Source organism: Streptomyces sp. NPDC006174 (assembly GCF_040614075.1).
In the GTDB taxonomy this organism is placed as follows: Bacteria; Actinomycetota; Actinomycetes; order Streptomycetales; family Streptomycetaceae; genus Streptomyces.
This window is the reverse complement of sequence record NZ_JBEXTJ010000006.1, coordinates 170385-185288: the sequence shown is the minus strand read 5'-3', so window position 1 is coordinate 185288 and position 14904 is coordinate 170385. Positions and strand designations below refer to the sequence as shown.

Genomic DNA, 14904 nt, shown 5'->3' with positions numbered 1-14904 from the left:
CGTCAGTCCCGCCCGCACACGAAGAACCTCAGTCCCGCTCGCACACGAAGATCGCCGTCCCCGGGATCAGGTTGCCGCGCAGCGGGGACCAGCCGCCCCACTCCTGGTCGTTCCACTCGGGCCATTCCGGTTCGACGAGGTCGAGCAGCCGGAACCCGCCCGCCACCACGTCCCGTACCCGGTCGCCGAGTGTGCGGTGGTGTTCCACATAGACGGCGTCGCCCTGCTCGTCCTGCTCGACATAGGGGACACGGTCGAAGTAGGAGGCCGCGACGGAGAGGCCCTCGGGCCCCGGCTCGTCCGGGAACGCCCAGCGGATCGGGTGCGTCACGGAGAAGATCCAGCGCCCGCCGGGCCGCAGCACCCGGTGCACCTCGCGGAAGACCTGTACCGGGTCGGCGACGAAGGGCACCGCCCCGTACGCGGAACAGGCCAGGCCGAAGGAGGCGTCCCGGAACGGCAGCCGGCCCGCGTCCGCCTCGACGAGCGGGATGTCCTCGCCGATGCGCAGCGCGTGCTGGAGCTGGCGGTGGGAGAGGTCGAGCGCCACCGGGCGGGCGCCCTGCGCGGCCAGCCAGCGCGAGCACTGTGCGGCTCCGGCACCGATCTCCAGGACGTCGAGCCCTTTGAGGGAGGCGACGGGCCCCAGCAGGCCGGCCTCCGCCTCGTCGAGCCCTTCCGGGCCCCAGACGAAGCGGTCGTCACCGAGGAAGCCGCCGTGATCCATCTGGTACTCGTCGGCGTTCCGGTCCCACCAGCCGCGGCTGGCCCGGCTGCTCTCGGCCTCGTCCGCCGTCCGGCGGGTCGCTTCGGGTTCTGCGGGTCCCTCTGTGGAGGTCCCGTGGATCTCTTGGCTCATCGTGCCCGTCGTTGTAGTTTGCCTTCACTCGCCGCACGCGGTACGGACCGGAGGTGGTACCGGGTCGGACACGTGTGCGCGACGCCTTGCCGCACTGCCGTATTGTGTACGGGTCGATCGGCCCGAACGCGCCTCGGAGAACAGGAGTTGCTCCGGTACAGGGCCGACATGGAGCCGTGGTGTCCCTCGGTCCGCGCCTGCGCGCATTGACCCTGTCCGGCTGCCCCCGTATGCTACAAGTTGCGCTGCGAGCCTGCGCGCCTCAGACCTAGCAGGCCGCGCTCGCGTCTGTTGCATGTCCCCTCGGTTGTCGAGGCGCCTCTCCGGAAACGGATTGCGCGCCTTCCAGGCTGTCCGGCTTCTGCAGAGGCGATACGGGCTTTCGGCGTAGCAGTACCTACGACTCTCTGTCCGTACCGGAGCCCTTTCCCACATGACGAGCAGCACCGAGACCACCGCCACCACTCCGCAGGTTGCGGTCAACGACATCGGCGACGCGGACGCGTTCCTCGCGGCGATCGACGAGACGATCAAGTACTTCAACGACGGCGACATCGTTGACGGTGTCATCGTCAAGGTTGACCGGGACGAGGTTCTCCTCGACATCGGTTACAAGACCGAAGGTGTCATCCCGAGCCGCGAGCTCTCGATCAAGCACGACGTCGACCCGAACGAGGTCGTCAAGGTCGGCGACGAGATCGAGGCCCTGGTTCTCCAGAAGGAGGACAAGGAAGGCCGCCTGATCCTCTCGAAGAAGCGCGCTCAGTACGAGCGTGCCTGGGGCACCATCGAGAAGATCAAGGAAGAGGACGGCATCGTCACCGGTACCGTCATCGAGGTCGTCAAGGGTGGTCTCATCCTCGACATCGGCCTCCGCGGCTTCCTCCCGGCGTCGCTCGTCGAGATGCGTCGTGTCCGCGACCTCCAGCCCTACGTGGGCAAGGAGCTCGAGGCGAAGATCATCGAGCTGGACAAGAACCGCAACAACGTGGTCCTGTCCCGCCGTGCCTGGCTCGAGCAGACCCAGTCCGAGGTGCGCCAGACGTTCCTCACGACCCTCCAGAAGGGTCAGGTCCGCTCCGGCGTCGTCTCCTCGATCGTCAACTTCGGTGCCTTCGTGGACCTGGGTGGCGTCGACGGTCTCGTGCACGTCTCCGAGCTCTCCTGGAAGCACATCGACCACCCCTCCGAGGTTGTCGAGGTCGGCCAGGAAGTCACCGTCGAGGTTCTCGACGTCGACATGGACCGCGAGCGCGTCTCCCTGTCGCTCAAGGCGACGCAGGAAGACCCGTGGCAGCAGTTCGCCCGGACGCACCAGATCGGTCAGGTCGTCCCGGGTAAGGTCACGAAGCTCGTTCCGTTCGGTGCGTTCGTCCGTGTCGACGAGGGCATCGAGGGCCTGGTCCACATCTCCGAGCTGGCCGAGCGCCACGTGGAGATCCCGGAGCAGGTCGTCCAGGTCAACGACGAGATCTTCGTCAAGGTCATCGACATCGACCTCGAGCGCCGTCGCATCAGCCTCTCGCTGAAGCAGGCCAACGAGTCCTTCGGTGGCGACCCGGCCTCGGTCGAGTTCGACCCGACCCTGTACGGCATGGCCGCGTCCTACGACGACCAGGGCAACTACATCTACCCCGAGGGCTTCGACCCCGAGACCAACGACTGGCTCGAGGGCTTCGAGGCACAGCGCGAGGTCTGGGAGACGCAGTACGCCGAGGCGCAGCAGCGCTTCGAGCAGCACCAGGCCCAGGTCATCAAGTCCCGCGAGGCCGACGAGGCCGCCGCTGCCGAGGGTGCTGCCGCCCCGGCCGGCGCCGCTCCGGCCGCCTCGGGTGGCTCCGGTGGCGGTTCGTACTCCTCGGAGTCGGCGGACAACTCCGGCGCCCTGGCGTCGGACGAGGCCCTCGCCGCCCTGCGCGAGAAGCTGGCGGGCGGCCAGAGCTGACGCTCCGGATCCCGACGGCTCATCGGCTGCGGTAAAGCTGTAGAGCGGTAAGTGAGGCCCGTTCCCTTAGGGGGACGGGCCTCACTCGCGTATGCGGAGGCCGGTCAGGGCGTGACGGTGATGTTGGTGAGGCCCTTGCCGCCGGTGACGGTGTTGCTCGCGTGGACCGCGGTACGGCAGGTGGCGCTGTTGTTGGTGACGTTGATGGCGAGTTGCCGGTCGCCGGTGGCGCCGGACAGGTTCGCGGTGTTGTTCCGGAAGACGGTGCCGCAGCCCCAGCCGCTCTGCTGGGTGTGGGTCTCGTAGCCGTTGTTGGTCGTACGCATACCCCGGTTGCCTTCCACCAGGACGTTGTTGCCCTTCACGTCGACCCAGGAGTCGTCGTAGTTGGCGCCGGTGAGCCCGCTGCCGTCGAAGGTGTTGCCGATGATCCGGGCGCCGGTGGTGCCTTCCTTGATGTCGACGTTCTCGCCGCCGACGCCGGGCCCGATGGTGTTGTTGAGGATCTGCGCGTTGTCGCTGCGGTCGGAGAGGTCGTTCGCCGTGCCGACGTAGACGCCCTCGCCCATGCCGCGGCCGTTCTTCCCGGTGTCGTAGATGCGGGAGTTCTTCAGTACGCCGTCGCGGCTGGACTTGCGGAAGTGGACGCCCTCCATGTCGAGGTCGTGGACGGTCACCGAGTCGATGACGACGCCGTTCGCCGCGTCGGCCATGATCCCTTTCTGACCGCCCTTGATCGTGACCCCGTGGACCGTCCAGTACGAGGCGCCGTTCAGGTGCAGTCCGTTGCCGCCGCCCGCCGTCAGGACGGCCCTGCTGGAGCCGGTGAGGATGATCCGGGCGCCGGAGGTGCCGGGCCGGGTGGCCTTGAAGTTCCCGGTGTACGTGCCGTCGGCGAGCCGGATCGTGTCGCCGGGAGAGACGGTGGTGAGCGCCGACTTCAGCTGGGCCGCGGTGGACACGTCGATGACGGCCGCGTGCGCGGGCCCGGCGCCGGTCAGGACCAGGCCGCCGGTGGCGAGGACGGCGGTGAGCAGGGCGGTGAGGGGAGCGCGGGGGCGCATGGGGGGAGGCCTTCCCGTCGGAGGGGTTCAGGGCGTCCTCGTACATTCCTGCACATTCCTGTACGTGAATGAGGAACGCGTCTCTGAACGTGTCGCCCAGTGACGGTAGGGACGGCGGTCGGACCCGTCAAGGTCTGGACCAATAACTTCCCGACCCGGACCGGCAACTGACGCGCCGTGAAGCTCCGTTGCCGGAAAGTGCGGTCGCGGGGAATGCTCATGCGGCCGGCCGCGTTCTTCCCAAGGAACACGAGGAGGAGCGGTAACCGTGCCTGATCCGCAGAGTTTGTACGAATGGGAGCCGAAGGGCCTGGCCGTCGTCGACATGGCGCTGGCCCAGGAGTCGGCCGGCCTGGTCATGCTCTACCACTTCGACGGATACATCGACGCGGGCGAGACCGGCGAGCAGATCGTCGAGGGCCTGCTCGAAACGCTGCCCCACCAGGTCGTGGCCCGCTTCGACCACGACCGGCTCGTCGACTACCGCGCACGCCGGCCCCTGCTGACCTTCCGGCGCGACCGCTGGACCTCCTTCGAGGCCCCGACCCTGGAGGTCCGGGTCGTCCAGGACGCCACCGGAGCGCCTTTCCTGCTGCTGTCGGGCCCGGAGCCGGACGTGGAGTGGGAGAGGTTCGCCGCCGCCGTCGAGCAGATCGTCGAGCGCCTCGGCGTCCGCCTCACGGTCAACTTCCACGGCATCCCCATGGGCGTTCCGCACACCCGGCCCGTCGGCATCACGCCGCACGGCAACCGCACCGACCTGATGCCGGGCCACCGCAGCCCCTTCGACGAGGCGCAGGTCCCGGGTTCGGCGGAGTCCCTCGTGGAGTACCGGCTGATGGAGTCCGGCCACGACGTCCTCGGGGTCGCCACGCACGTCCCGCACTACGTGGCCCGCTCCGCCTACCCGGACGCGGCCCTGACCGCGCTGGAGGCCATCACCGCCGCGACCGGCCTGGTCCTGCCCGCCCTCGCGCACTCCCTGCGCACCGAGGCGCACCGCACGCAGACCGAGATCGACCGGCAGATCGGCCAAGGCGACGAGGAGCTGGTCTCGCTCGTCGAAGGCCTCGAGCACCAGTACGACGCGGTCGCCGGCTCCGAGACGCGCGGCAACCTGGTCGCCGAACCGGTCGACCTGCCGTCCGCCGACGAGATCGGCCGCGAGTTCGAGCGCTTCCTCGCGGAGCGGGAGGGCGACGGCTGAGCTGCCGGGGCCGCCGAGGGGGAGGGTGGCGGTCGGGCGCTGCGGCCGGGCCCGTAGGCTGCGGGCCATGCTGAAAGTGGGCCTGACCGGCGGGATCGGCGCCGGCAAGAGCGAAGTGTCGCGGCGACTCGTCGAGTACGGTGCCGTCCTGATCGACTCCGACCGGATCTCGCGCGAGGTCGTCGAGCCCGGAACCCCCGGGCTCGCGGCCGTGGTCGAGGAGTTCGGGCCGGACATCCTGGCGGCCGACGGCACGCTGGACCGCCCGGCGCTCGGCCGAATCGTCTTCGCCGACCCGGACCGCCGCGCCGCGCTCAACGCGATCGTCCACCCTCTGGTCGGCGCCCGCGCCGCCGAGCTGGAGCGCGATGCGGGTGCGGACGCCGTCGTCATCCACGACGTACCGCTGCTGGCGGAGAACGGTCTCGCACCTTTCTACGACCTGGTCGTCGTCGTGGACGCCTCGCCCGAGACCCAGCTCGACCGGCTGGTGAACGTACGCGGAATGACCGAGTCCGACGCCCGCGCCCGGATGGCCGCCCAGGCGACCCGTGAGGAACGTCTCGCCGTCGCCGATCTGACCGTGGACAACGACGGGCCGATAGAGGCGCTGGAGCCGCAGGTCCGCGGAGTGTGGGAAGAGCTGCTCCGCAGGGCCGCCGCCACGCGCTGATCGCCGTACCGGAATACGCGCTCCCGGGTGGACGTTGGAAACCCGGGAGCGACAGGAAGGATGCGACCGTGCCTGAGAGCAACCCGGAAACCCATGTCATCGACTTCCGCGCGGCCGAGCAACTGCTCGACGCCCGGGATCCCCGGGGCGCGGTCAAACTGCTCGACTCGGTGATCGCCGCGCACCCGGAGAACACCGCCGCCAGGCTCCTCCGGGCCCGCGCCTTCTTCGCCGCCGCGCAACTGCGCCCCGCCGAGCTGGAGTTCGAGCTGGTGCTGGAGCGTGAGCCGGACAACGCGTTCGCCCACTTCGCACTGGCCCGCACCTTCGAGCGGGCGGGCCGCCCGGAGGCGGCGACGCGGCACTTCCGGCTCGCGGCGGCGCTGGACCCGAAGCCGGAGTATCTGAAGGCGGCCAGGTTCGACGCGGAGTGAGCACCGGAGGCTCTTCGGGGCGTCACGGCGTCCGGATCCGCGCGCCGGAGCCCTCCGGGCCGTCACGGAGGTTTCGTACGGTCTCCAGGGGTCGGTCTGCGCCACCGAGGACGCCCGCCGCGGTCGGGTTCGTACGGCGGCACGTCCCGACCCGGCTGGAAGTGCGCTCCCTGGCGCATGCGGTACGTGACCACGCCGAGGTCCAGGAGCGTGAGGGCCAGGAGCACCGCGCAGGCCACCGCCCAGCCCGGCCGCCCGACCAGCGAGAACGCCACCAGCCCGAAGAGCGCCCAGAACGTCCCCCAGAGACTCAGCCAGAGCCGCATCCGCAGCGGACTGCGGGCGGTCGCGGGCTCACTGCCGGTACGCATGGCGATCACCTCACCCTCCAGCATGGACCCGTGAGGCGCGTAGCGGGAACCGATGGACCGAGGCCGGCCGTTGGTCCTTCATGGGTGAATCACCGGTACGCGAGGGATATACGGGGACGGGGCCGGGAGCCATCACGCCGGACGGGTGCGCCGTCGAGCTCTACCGGCGCCTGGCCGTCGGCGATGAGCCGGAGGTGATCGCGTCGGTGGCTCCCGCCGGCGCGAGCCTGCTCGAACTGGGCTGTGGAGCGGGCCGGGTGACGCATCCGCTCGTCGAGCGCGGTTTCGCCGTGACGGCGGTGGACGAGTCGGCGGAGATGCTGGAGCAGATCGCCGGCGCGCGTACGGTGCGCAGCGCCATCGAGACGCTGGACCTCGGCGCCGAGCGGTTCGATGTGGTGCTGCTCGGTTCGTTCCTGGTCCACGCGGGCGAGCACCGGGTGCGGGACGGCATGCTGCGCGTCTGCCGCCGGCACGTGAAGGACGGCGGGATCGTCCTCATCCAGCGCGAGGGCGTCGCCCACCGCTCCGAGCTGCCGTGGGAGCGGGTCGACGCGTCCGGCTGCGTCATCCGGATCGTCTCGGCGCTGCCGGTGGGGGACGGGGTGCGGTCGGTGCGCGCGGAGTACGACTTCGGTGACGCCCGGTGGACGCAGACGTTCCTGTCGCGGGAGCTGTCCGACGATCAGCTCGCCGGACACCTGGCGGCGGCGGGACTCACGGTGGACCGCACTCTCACCGCCGACGGCACCTGGCTGCTGGCCCGGCCCGTGCCGTGACGGCCGGGCACCGGCCACGGTCCCTGCCTCAGTGCACGAAGGTGTAGCTGCGCCACGGCGGGCCGCTCTCGGGCGCCACATCGCTGAACCGGGTGGCCACATAGGCCGTGCCCTGACCGGAGCAGTCGCGGGTCGGGTAGAGGACGATGTCGACCAGCGTGCCGTTCTCGATCTCGCGGGCTCCGGCCGGCGAGAGCCGGTGGCAGCCGCGCACGGAGGGGCTGTTCACCTGCACCACCGCCTCGCGGTCGGTGTGGTAGGTCACCGGGCCGACGGCGGTGCGGCCGAGACCGGAGCAGCCCGAGACGGTGAGGGCGAGGAGCGAGGCGGCGGCGACGGCGCCGAGACGGCGTCGGCGGGGATCGGGCGCGGTCACGGACATGGGCGGGTCCTCGTCTGCTCGTCCGGTGCTCGTCCGGCTCGTTCGGTACGTCTCCGGCTCTCATCGGTACGCCGGGAGACGTGCTGGCGCTGGCCACCCTGCCCGCTTCCCACCGCCACGGCATCCGGTGCGCGGCCGACCGGGCGAGGGACGGACCATGCGGAGGCCCCGCCACCCGTCACCGGGCGTAACCGGCGCCGGACCGGTCCTGAGCGCGCCGGATACCGCTCTGAGCTGCGGTGACGCAACCGGAGGAAGGGTTGTCAGACCTCCCGCCTAGACTCGCAGAGTCAGCATGACCGTGCTGGTCGGTTCGGTGGATCTGGTGGGAGGAGGTGGCCGGAATGGCAGCAGCAACAACTCGGGACGCACACGACCCGCGCGGTGGCGAGCCGCGCACCGCGGACGTCGGCCGCCTGCTGCGCTGTGCGGCGGTCTTCCTGCCGGGCCCGGTCCCGCGCGAGGGCCGGATCGCCTTCTGGGACCCGCACGCGGACGGGCGTGGTGGGTCCTCCTTCGCCTACGCGGACGGGTCCCCCGCCGACGCCGTGCCGTACAGCCCGCACCAGCTCACCGTGGTCCGGCGGGACGGGGCCGCACCTGGTGTCCGGAGCGCCGAGGTGCCCGCCGCGCTGCTCTCCGTGGACGACGCGCTCCCCGTGCTCGTCCGCGCCCGCCACCAGGCGTCCGCCCATCCCGCCACCCGCTGCTGGGGCGCGGCCGCGCTGCACGCACTCCACCTGGTCGCGCGCGGCAGGCTCCTGCCCGGTCTCACGGCGGACGGCGACGACGCCTGGCGTGCGGGCCCACGGGACGCGGAGGACGTCGCGCACCTGCGGGCCACCGCCGCGGCGATGCCGTACGAGGGATACGCGACGCCGCTCCCGGAGCAGGACCCGCTCCGGCTGCCCGACCCGGAGGCGCTGATCGGCTCCTTCCTGGACGCGGTCGCCGACACGCTCCCGCGCACCCCGGCCGCCGCCTTCGCGATGGGCGCGGCCTTCGCCGCCCGGGAGCCGCAGCACCTGCCCCATGCCGCCGCCTGGGCCGTCGAGGTGGCCTCCGGGCTGGACGCCGGGGTGCGGGTCTCGCTCAGGCTCGACCTCTCCGCCTACGAGCTGTTCGACACCGCCGACACCTACGCGGTCACGGCCTCCCGGGAGGACAGTGATCAGGGCGCCCCGGAGCACCCGGACGACCCGGCGCTCTGCCATGCCGCCGCGGCCGTCGTCCAGGTGCACAGCCTCGCCGACCCGACGTACGTGGTCGACGCGGCCGCCCTCTGGAACGGGCTCGCAGGCGAGCCGTTCGGGCCGCGAGCCCGGGTCGACGCGGTGCTGGCGCTGCGCCGGGCCGCCCGGGTCTGGGGACCGCTGCAGCGGCTGCTGGACCAGCACGTGCCCGATGTACTGGCGATCACCGAGGACGAGCTGTACGAGCTGCTGAGTGACGCGGGAGCCCGGCTGGCGGCCGCCGGGGTCCACGTCCACTGGCCCCGCGAGCTGGCCCGATCGCTCACCGCGGCCGCCGTCGTGCGGCCCGCGCCCGGATCGGCCACCGACGGCACCTCGTTCTTCGACGCCGAGCAGCTCTTCGCCTTCAACTGGCAGCTCTCGCTGGGCGACGAGCGGCTCACCGAGGCCGAGATGGACACCCTCGCCGAAGCGCACCGCCCGGTGGTGCGGCTGCGCGACCAGTGGGTGGTCGTCGATCCGCACCTCGTCCGCAAGGCGCGCAAGCGGGAGCTCGGGCTGCTGGACCCGGTGGACGCGCTGGCCGTCGCCCTCACCGGCAGCGCCGAGGTGGACGGGGAGCAGGTCGCGGCCGTCCCGGTCGGAGCGCTCGCCGCACTCCGTACGCGGATCCTCGCCGACGACACGGTGATCGCACCGCCGCCCGGCCTCGACGCCACGCTGCGCGACTACCAACTGCGCGGCCTGGCCTGGCTGGACCGGATGACCTCGCTCGGCCTGGGCGGCTGCCTCGCCGACGACATGGGCCTCGGCAAGACGATCACCCTCATCGCGCTCCACCTCCACCGCGCCCAGCAGGCGCCCACGCTGGTCATCTGCCCGGCCTCCCTCCTCGGCAACTGGCACCGGGAGATCAACCGCTTCGCGCCCGGCGTGCCGGTCCGGCGCTTCCACGGCACCGACCGTACCCTCGGCGAGCAGGACGGCGGCTTCGTCCTCACCACGTACGGCACCATGCGCTCCAGCGCGACCCAGCTCGCCGCGCACACCTGGGGCCTGGTCGTCGCCGACGAGGCGCAGCACGTCAAGAACCCGCACTCCTCCACCGCCAAGGCCCTGCGCACCATCCCGGCCCCGGCCAGGGTCGCCCTGACCGGCACCCCGGTGGAGAACAACCTCTCCGAGCTGTGGGCCCTGCTCGACTGGACGACCCCCGGACTGCTCGGCCCGCTCAAGGCGTTCCGGGCCCGGCACGCCCGGATCGTGGAGAACACCGGCACCGCCGCGGGCCTCGGCAACGAGGAGGCGGTCGAGCGGCTCTCCCGGCTGGTCCGTCCCTTCCTCCTCCGCCGCAAGAAGTCCGACCCCGGCATCGCTCCCGAGCTGCCGCCCAAGACGGAGACCGACCACCCCGTCTCCCTCACCCGCGAGCAGGCCACGCTCTACGAGGCGGCGGTGCGCGAGACGATGGCGCAGATCGAGGCGGCCGAAGGCATCGCCAGGCGCGGCCTGGTCATGAAGCTGCTGGCCTCGCTCAAGCAGGTCTGCAACCACCCGGCGCAGTATCTGAAGGAGGAGCCCACCCGGCTCACCGGCCGCTCCGGCAAGCTCGCCCTGCTGGACGAGCTGCTCGACACGATCCTCTCCGAGGACAGCTCGGTCCTGATCTTCACGCAGTACGTGACGATGGCCAAGCTCCTCTCCGCGCACCTCGCCTCCCGCGCGATCCCTTCCCAACTCCTGCACGGCGGTACACCGGTGGCCGAGCGGGAGCGGATGGTGGACCGCTTCCAGTCCGGTGAGGTCCCCGTCTTCCTGCTCTCCCTCAAGGCCGCCGGCACCGGGCTCAACCTGACCCGCGCCGCGCATGTCATCCACTACGACCGCTGGTGGAACCCGGCCGTGGAGGAGCAGGCCACCGACCGCGCGTACCGCATCGGCCAGACCCAGCCCGTGCAGGTCCACCGCCTCATCGCGGAGGGCACGGTGGAGGACCGGATCGCCGAGCTGCTGGAGTCCAAGCGCGCCCTCGCCGACGCGGTCCTCGGCGCCGGTGAGACCGCCCTCACCGAGCTGAGCGACCGCGACCTGGCCGACCTCGTCTCACTGCGGAGGCCCGCATGAGCCCGCGCCCGACCACCGGCCCGGCCGCCCGGCGATCGGCCCCTCGTGCCCGTCCCGGCCCCGACGATCTGCGGCGTACCTTCGAAGCCGTGCCCGCCCGCACCTCTCAGGAAGGCGAGCCGTTCGCCGACAGCTGGTGGGGCCGTGCCTGGGTGGCGGCGCTGGAGTCGCTGTCGATGGACGAGGCCCGGCTCGCCCGCGGCCGTACGTACGCCGACGAAGGCAAGGTCGCCGCGATCACCGTCACTCCCGGACGCGTCGTCGCCTATGTGCACGGCAGCCGTGCCCGTCCCTACCGCGCCGAGCTGCGTCTGCGCCCCTTCACCGACACCGGCTGGGACACCCTGCTCGACGCGGTCGCCGTCCATCCGGGCCACCTCTCCGCGCTGCTGGCCAAGGAGATGCCGCACTCCCTGGCCGACACCGCGCGGGAGGCCGACGTCCGGCTGCTGCCCGGCGGCAACGACCTGGACCCGAGCTGTACGTGTCCCGACCACGGCCGGCCCTGCAAGCATGTCGCCGCGCTCTGCTACCAGACCGCGCGGCTGCTCGACAGCGACCCGTTCGTCCTGCTGCTGATGCGGGGCCGTGGCGAGCGCGAGCTGCTGGACGAGCTGGGCCGCCGCAACGCCGTCCACACCGCCCGCGAGCGCCCCGCCGCCCCTGCTGTCCCCTCGGTCCCGGCGGCGGACGCCCTCGCGGACCGCTACCTGCCGCCGCTCCCGGCGCCCCTTCCCGTACCGCCGTATCCGGGCCAGCCGCCGTCCTACCCGGACCTGCCGGGCGCACGCGACCCGCTGGGCCTGGACCACCTCGCCACCGACGCCGCCGCCCGCGCCCACGCGCTCCTGACGACGGGCCGCGATCCGCTGGCCGGGCTCACCGCCTGGCAGGACGCCGTCCGGATCGCCGCCTCACGCCCGACCGCCGGGCTCACCGCCACCACCCGCGCGCTCTACCGGGAGCTGGCCCACGCCACCGGCCGCAACACCACCGACCTGGCCCGCGCGGTGGCCGCCTGGCGGCAGGGCGGGGCCGAGGGGCTCGCGGTCCTTGAGGAGCCCTGGGACCCGCCGGCCGGCCCGTTCGACCGGGCCAGGCCGCTGCTGGCCGCCGCCGAGTTCCCGCGCTTCACGCCCTGGCGCAACCACCTCACCCACCCGGCCGGCACGCTCCAGCTCCGCTTCGGTCACGACGCCCGCTGGTACGGCTACGAGTCCGACCCCGGCGCCGAGGACTGGTGGCCCCGCGCCACCCCGGACCCCGACCCGGTCGCCGCCCTCGAAGGACTGATGGCCGGCGACACGCTCACCACGGCTCCGGACGACGTCGACCCGTCGTACGTCAGATGACACCTGCGTACGGCAAAACCTTTGGCCACAGCCCAGTTGGCGCTGTTACCGTCCTCGACGTGGCGAAACTCAATCAGATCATCGCAGTGGAGAAGGGCGTCAAGTCCAAGGCGCACCAGGACCTGACGGCGGCCCACCACGGTCTGCAGAAAGCCGGACTGCTGGCCGGGATCTCCCGGACCTACCAGCCCAAGGACGAGGAGGGCGAGCAGCTTCCGCCCGAGTCGACGCTGGTCCAGGTCAAGGCCGAGGATGTGCTCCGGGACACCGCGAGCACGCTCACCCGGCTCTTCGACGTGACCGCCACGAAGGACTGGGCGAACTGCTCCGCCAGGGCCGACGTGAAGGTCGACGGCCGGGTGCTGGTGGCCGAGGTTCCGGTCTCGTACCTGCTCTTCCTGGAGAAGCAGCTCACCGACCTCAACACCTTCATCCGTAAGCTGCCGGTGCTGGACGCCGCCGAGGCCTGGGGGCAGGACCCGTCCACCGACTCCTGGAAGACCGAGCCGGTCCGGACACTCCGGACGAAGAAGGTGCCCCGCAACCATGTGAAGGCGGAGGCCACCGAGAAGCACCCGGCGCAGGTCGAGGTGTACTACGAGGACATCCCGATCGGTTACTGGACGACCGTCAAGTTCTCCGGCGCACTGCCCGTGCGGCGCGTCAACGAGCTGCTGGACCGGGTCGAGAAGCTCCAGCAGGCCGTGAAGTTCGCCCGCGAGGAGGCCAACGGCGTCGAGGTCACCGACCAGCGGGTGGGTGATGCGGTATTCGGTTACCTCTTCGGGTGACCGGCCTCGGTCATCTCTTCAGGTGACCGACCATGGATTCCCCGGTAACCGATCAAGGCCGCCGGGGTGCGCGAGGAGCGCAAGCTGAAACTGAAGCTTGTCGTGAAGGCGCGGTTCCAGTGGAGGTTCGACTCCTCCCTCCGGCACGGGCCGGAGTAGCCCAAGCAGGCAGAGGCAGACCGCCGTCAATCTCAGACTCTTGCTCCAGACTCAGCATTCGCCGCCGATCGCCGGATCGAACGGGCCCGGGCCCGCGCGCGTCGAGATGCCGGTTCAAGTCCGGCCCGCAGAGCTTTCGATCTGCGGTGGTCCAAAGGCAGGACGCGACGACATCATGACTGACCCGGACCCTTAAACGTGCCGGCGTGCGAGATGGGCGGCACACTCAGGGCCCGGAGGCCGGCTACGCCTCCGGGCCCGCTCCCGTTTCCGGGGGCAGGCCCTTGGAACCCTGCGGCCCACTCACTGGCGGTATCCGTTCAGGAAGCGGCCGATGCGGCTGATCGCCGCGTCGAGGTCGTCGGCGTACGGGAGGGTCAGGATGCGGAAATGGTCCGGGCGCGGCCAGCTGAAGCCCGTGCCCTGCACCACCTGGATCTTCTCCCGCAGCAGCAGGTCGAGGACGAACTTCTCGTCGTCGACGATGGGGTGCACCTTCGGGTCGATGCGCGGGAACGCGTACAGCGCGCCCTTCGGCTTCACGCACGAGACGCCGGGGATCTCGTTCAGCCGCTCCCAGGCCCGGTCGCGCTGCTCGTGCAGCCTGCCGCCCGGCGCGACCAGCTCCCGGATCGACTGCCGGCCGCCGAGCGCGGCCTGAATGGCGTACTGCGCGGGCGCGTTGGGACACAGGCGCATGGAGGCCAGCATGGTGAGGCCCTCCAGATAGTTGCGGGCGTGCTGCTGCGGACCGGAGACCACCATCCAGCCGGAGCGGAACCCGGCCACCCGGTACGTCTTCGAGAGCCCGCTGAAGGTGAGGCAGACCAGGTCCGGTGCGAGGACGGCCGCGCTGTGGTGCTCGGCGCCGTCGTACAGGATCTGGTCGTAGATCTCGTCGGCGAAGACCATCAGGTTGTGCCGGCGGGCCAGATCCAGGATGCCTTCCAGGATCTCGCGCGGATACACCGCGCCGGTCGGGTTGTTCGGATTGATGATCACGACGGCCTTGGTCCGGTCGGTGATCTTCGACGCCATGTCGGCGAGGTCCGGGTTCCAGTCGGACTCCTCGTCGCAGATGTAGTGCACGGCCCTGCCGCCCGCGAGCGTGGTCACCGCCGTCCAGAGCGGGAAGTCGGGCGCCGGGATCAGCACCTCGTCGCCGTCCTCCAGCAGCGCCTGCACGGCCATCGAGATCAGCTCGGAGACCCCGTTGCCGAGGAAGATGTCGTCCACGCCGACCTCGGTCAGCCCCATGGCCTGGTAGCGCTGCGCCACCGCGCGCCGCGCGGAGAGGATGCCGCGCGAATCGGTGTAGCCATGAGCCTGCGGCAGCATCCGGATCATGTCCTGGACGATCTCCTCCGGCGCCTCGAAGCCGAAGAGCGCCGGATTGCCCGTGTTGAGCCGGAGCACGCTGTGGCCCGCCTCCTCCAAGGCGTTGGCGTGCTCGATGACCGGGCCCCGGATCTCGTAACAGACCTCGTTGAGCTTGCTGGACTGCCGGAACTCCATGCGGTGCCTCCCCGAGCCGAACTGCGATACTTGGTTTTACCAAGTGAGAGCTTGGA

13 protein-coding genes and 1 pseudogene are annotated in these 14904 nt (G+C 71.2%); 9 read left to right on the top strand and 5 right to left on the bottom strand.

Translation table 11 applies throughout. The annotated features are described in order from the left end of the window. Positions 1-28: 28 nt before the first annotated feature. Positions 29-859, bottom strand: coding sequence for a class I SAM-dependent methyltransferase (locus ABZ267_RS15535; protein ID WP_356748667.1), 831 nt, complete (start codon positions 857-859; stop codon positions 29-31). Positions 860-1292: 433 nt separating this feature from the next. Here ABZ267_RS15535 and rpsA point away from each other — a divergent pair, with 433 nt between their 5' ends. After that, positions 1293-2804 carry a 30S ribosomal protein S1 gene (gene rpsA, locus ABZ267_RS15530; protein ID WP_018512105.1) on the top strand — a complete coding sequence of 504 codons (1512 nt, stop codon included), beginning with the start codon at positions 1293-1295 and terminating at the stop codon, positions 2802-2804. A 104-nt stretch (positions 2805-2908) separates the two neighbouring features. Here the strand turns inward: rpsA and ABZ267_RS15525 are convergent, their stop codons facing one another. Further along, the gene (locus ABZ267_RS15525; protein WP_356748665.1) at positions 2909-3868 is read right to left on the bottom strand and encodes a right-handed parallel beta-helix repeat-containing protein; all 960 of its coding nucleotides are present in this window, start codon (positions 3866-3868) and stop codon (positions 2909-2911) included. Between the two features lie 268 nt (positions 3869-4136). On the opposite strand from ABZ267_RS15525, the gene ABZ267_RS15520 reads away from it, so the two are divergent. The 3 genes from ABZ267_RS15520 to ABZ267_RS15510 all read left to right on the top strand — a co-directional run bounded on the left by ABZ267_RS15520 (position 4137) and on the right by ABZ267_RS15510 (position 6182). After that, a complete protein-coding gene (locus ABZ267_RS15520) occupies positions 4137-5075 on the top strand; it encodes a PAC2 family protein (protein WP_356748663.1) in 939 nt (312 codons plus the stop codon). Positions 5076-5142: 67 nt separating this feature from the next. Further along, positions 5143-5748, top strand: a complete 606-nt coding sequence (coaE, locus tag ABZ267_RS15515) for a dephospho-CoA kinase (RefSeq protein WP_356748661.1) — start codon at positions 5143-5145, stop codon at positions 5746-5748. Between the two features lie 68 nt (positions 5749-5816). After that, positions 5817-6182, top strand: coding sequence for a tetratricopeptide repeat protein (locus ABZ267_RS15510; protein ID WP_356748659.1), 366 nt, complete (start codon positions 5817-5819; stop codon positions 6180-6182). 62 nt (positions 6183-6244) lie between these two features. Here ABZ267_RS15510 and ABZ267_RS15505 read toward each other — a convergent pair whose 3' ends face one another. Next, the gene (locus ABZ267_RS15505; RefSeq protein WP_356748657.1) at positions 6245-6577 is read right to left on the bottom strand and encodes a DUF6343 family protein; all 333 of its coding nucleotides are present in this window, start codon (positions 6575-6577) and stop codon (positions 6245-6247) included. Between the two features lie 56 nt (positions 6578-6633). On the opposite strand from ABZ267_RS15505, the gene ABZ267_RS15500 reads away from it, so the two are divergent. Continuing rightward, the gene (locus tag ABZ267_RS15500) at positions 6634-7332 is read left to right on the top strand and encodes a class I SAM-dependent methyltransferase (protein WP_356748655.1); all 699 of its coding nucleotides are present in this window, start codon (positions 6634-6636) and stop codon (positions 7330-7332) included. A 28-nt stretch (positions 7333-7360) separates the two neighbouring features. Here ABZ267_RS15500 and ABZ267_RS15495 read toward each other — a convergent pair whose 3' ends face one another. Further along, positions 7361-7714, bottom strand: coding sequence for a hypothetical protein (locus ABZ267_RS15495; protein ID WP_356748653.1), 354 nt, complete (start codon positions 7712-7714; stop codon positions 7361-7363). Between the two features lie 344 nt (positions 7715-8058). Here ABZ267_RS15495 and ABZ267_RS15490 point away from each other — a divergent pair, with 344 nt between their 5' ends. The 4 genes and pseudogenes from ABZ267_RS15490 (at position 8059) to ABZ267_RS15475 (ending at position 13320) form a co-directional block, all read left to right on the top strand. After that, a complete protein-coding gene (locus ABZ267_RS15490; RefSeq protein ID WP_356748652.1) occupies positions 8059-11031 on the top strand; it encodes a DEAD/DEAH box helicase in 2973 nt (990 codons plus the stop codon). Continuing rightward, the gene (locus ABZ267_RS15485; protein ID WP_356748650.1) at positions 11028-12383 is read left to right on the top strand and encodes an SWIM zinc finger family protein; all 1356 of its coding nucleotides are present in this window, start codon (positions 11028-11030) and stop codon (positions 12381-12383) included. Before ABZ267_RS15490 ends, ABZ267_RS15485 begins: the two co-directional genes overlap by 4 nt. Positions 12384-12442: 59 nt before the next feature. Then, positions 12443-13174 carry a hypothetical protein gene (locus ABZ267_RS15480; RefSeq protein ID WP_356748648.1) on the top strand — a complete coding sequence of 244 codons (732 nt, stop codon included), beginning with the start codon at positions 12443-12445 and terminating at the stop codon, positions 13172-13174. 60 nt (positions 13175-13234) lie between these two features. Then, a pseudogene (locus tag ABZ267_RS15475) lies at positions 13235-13320 on the top strand. A gap of 316 nt (positions 13321-13636) precedes the next feature. Here the strand turns inward: ABZ267_RS15475 and ABZ267_RS15470 are convergent. Further along, positions 13637-14848, bottom strand: a complete 1212-nt coding sequence (locus ABZ267_RS15470) for a pyridoxal phosphate-dependent aminotransferase (protein ID WP_356748646.1) — start codon at positions 14846-14848, stop codon at positions 13637-13639. Positions 14849-14904 lie beyond the last annotated feature (56 nt).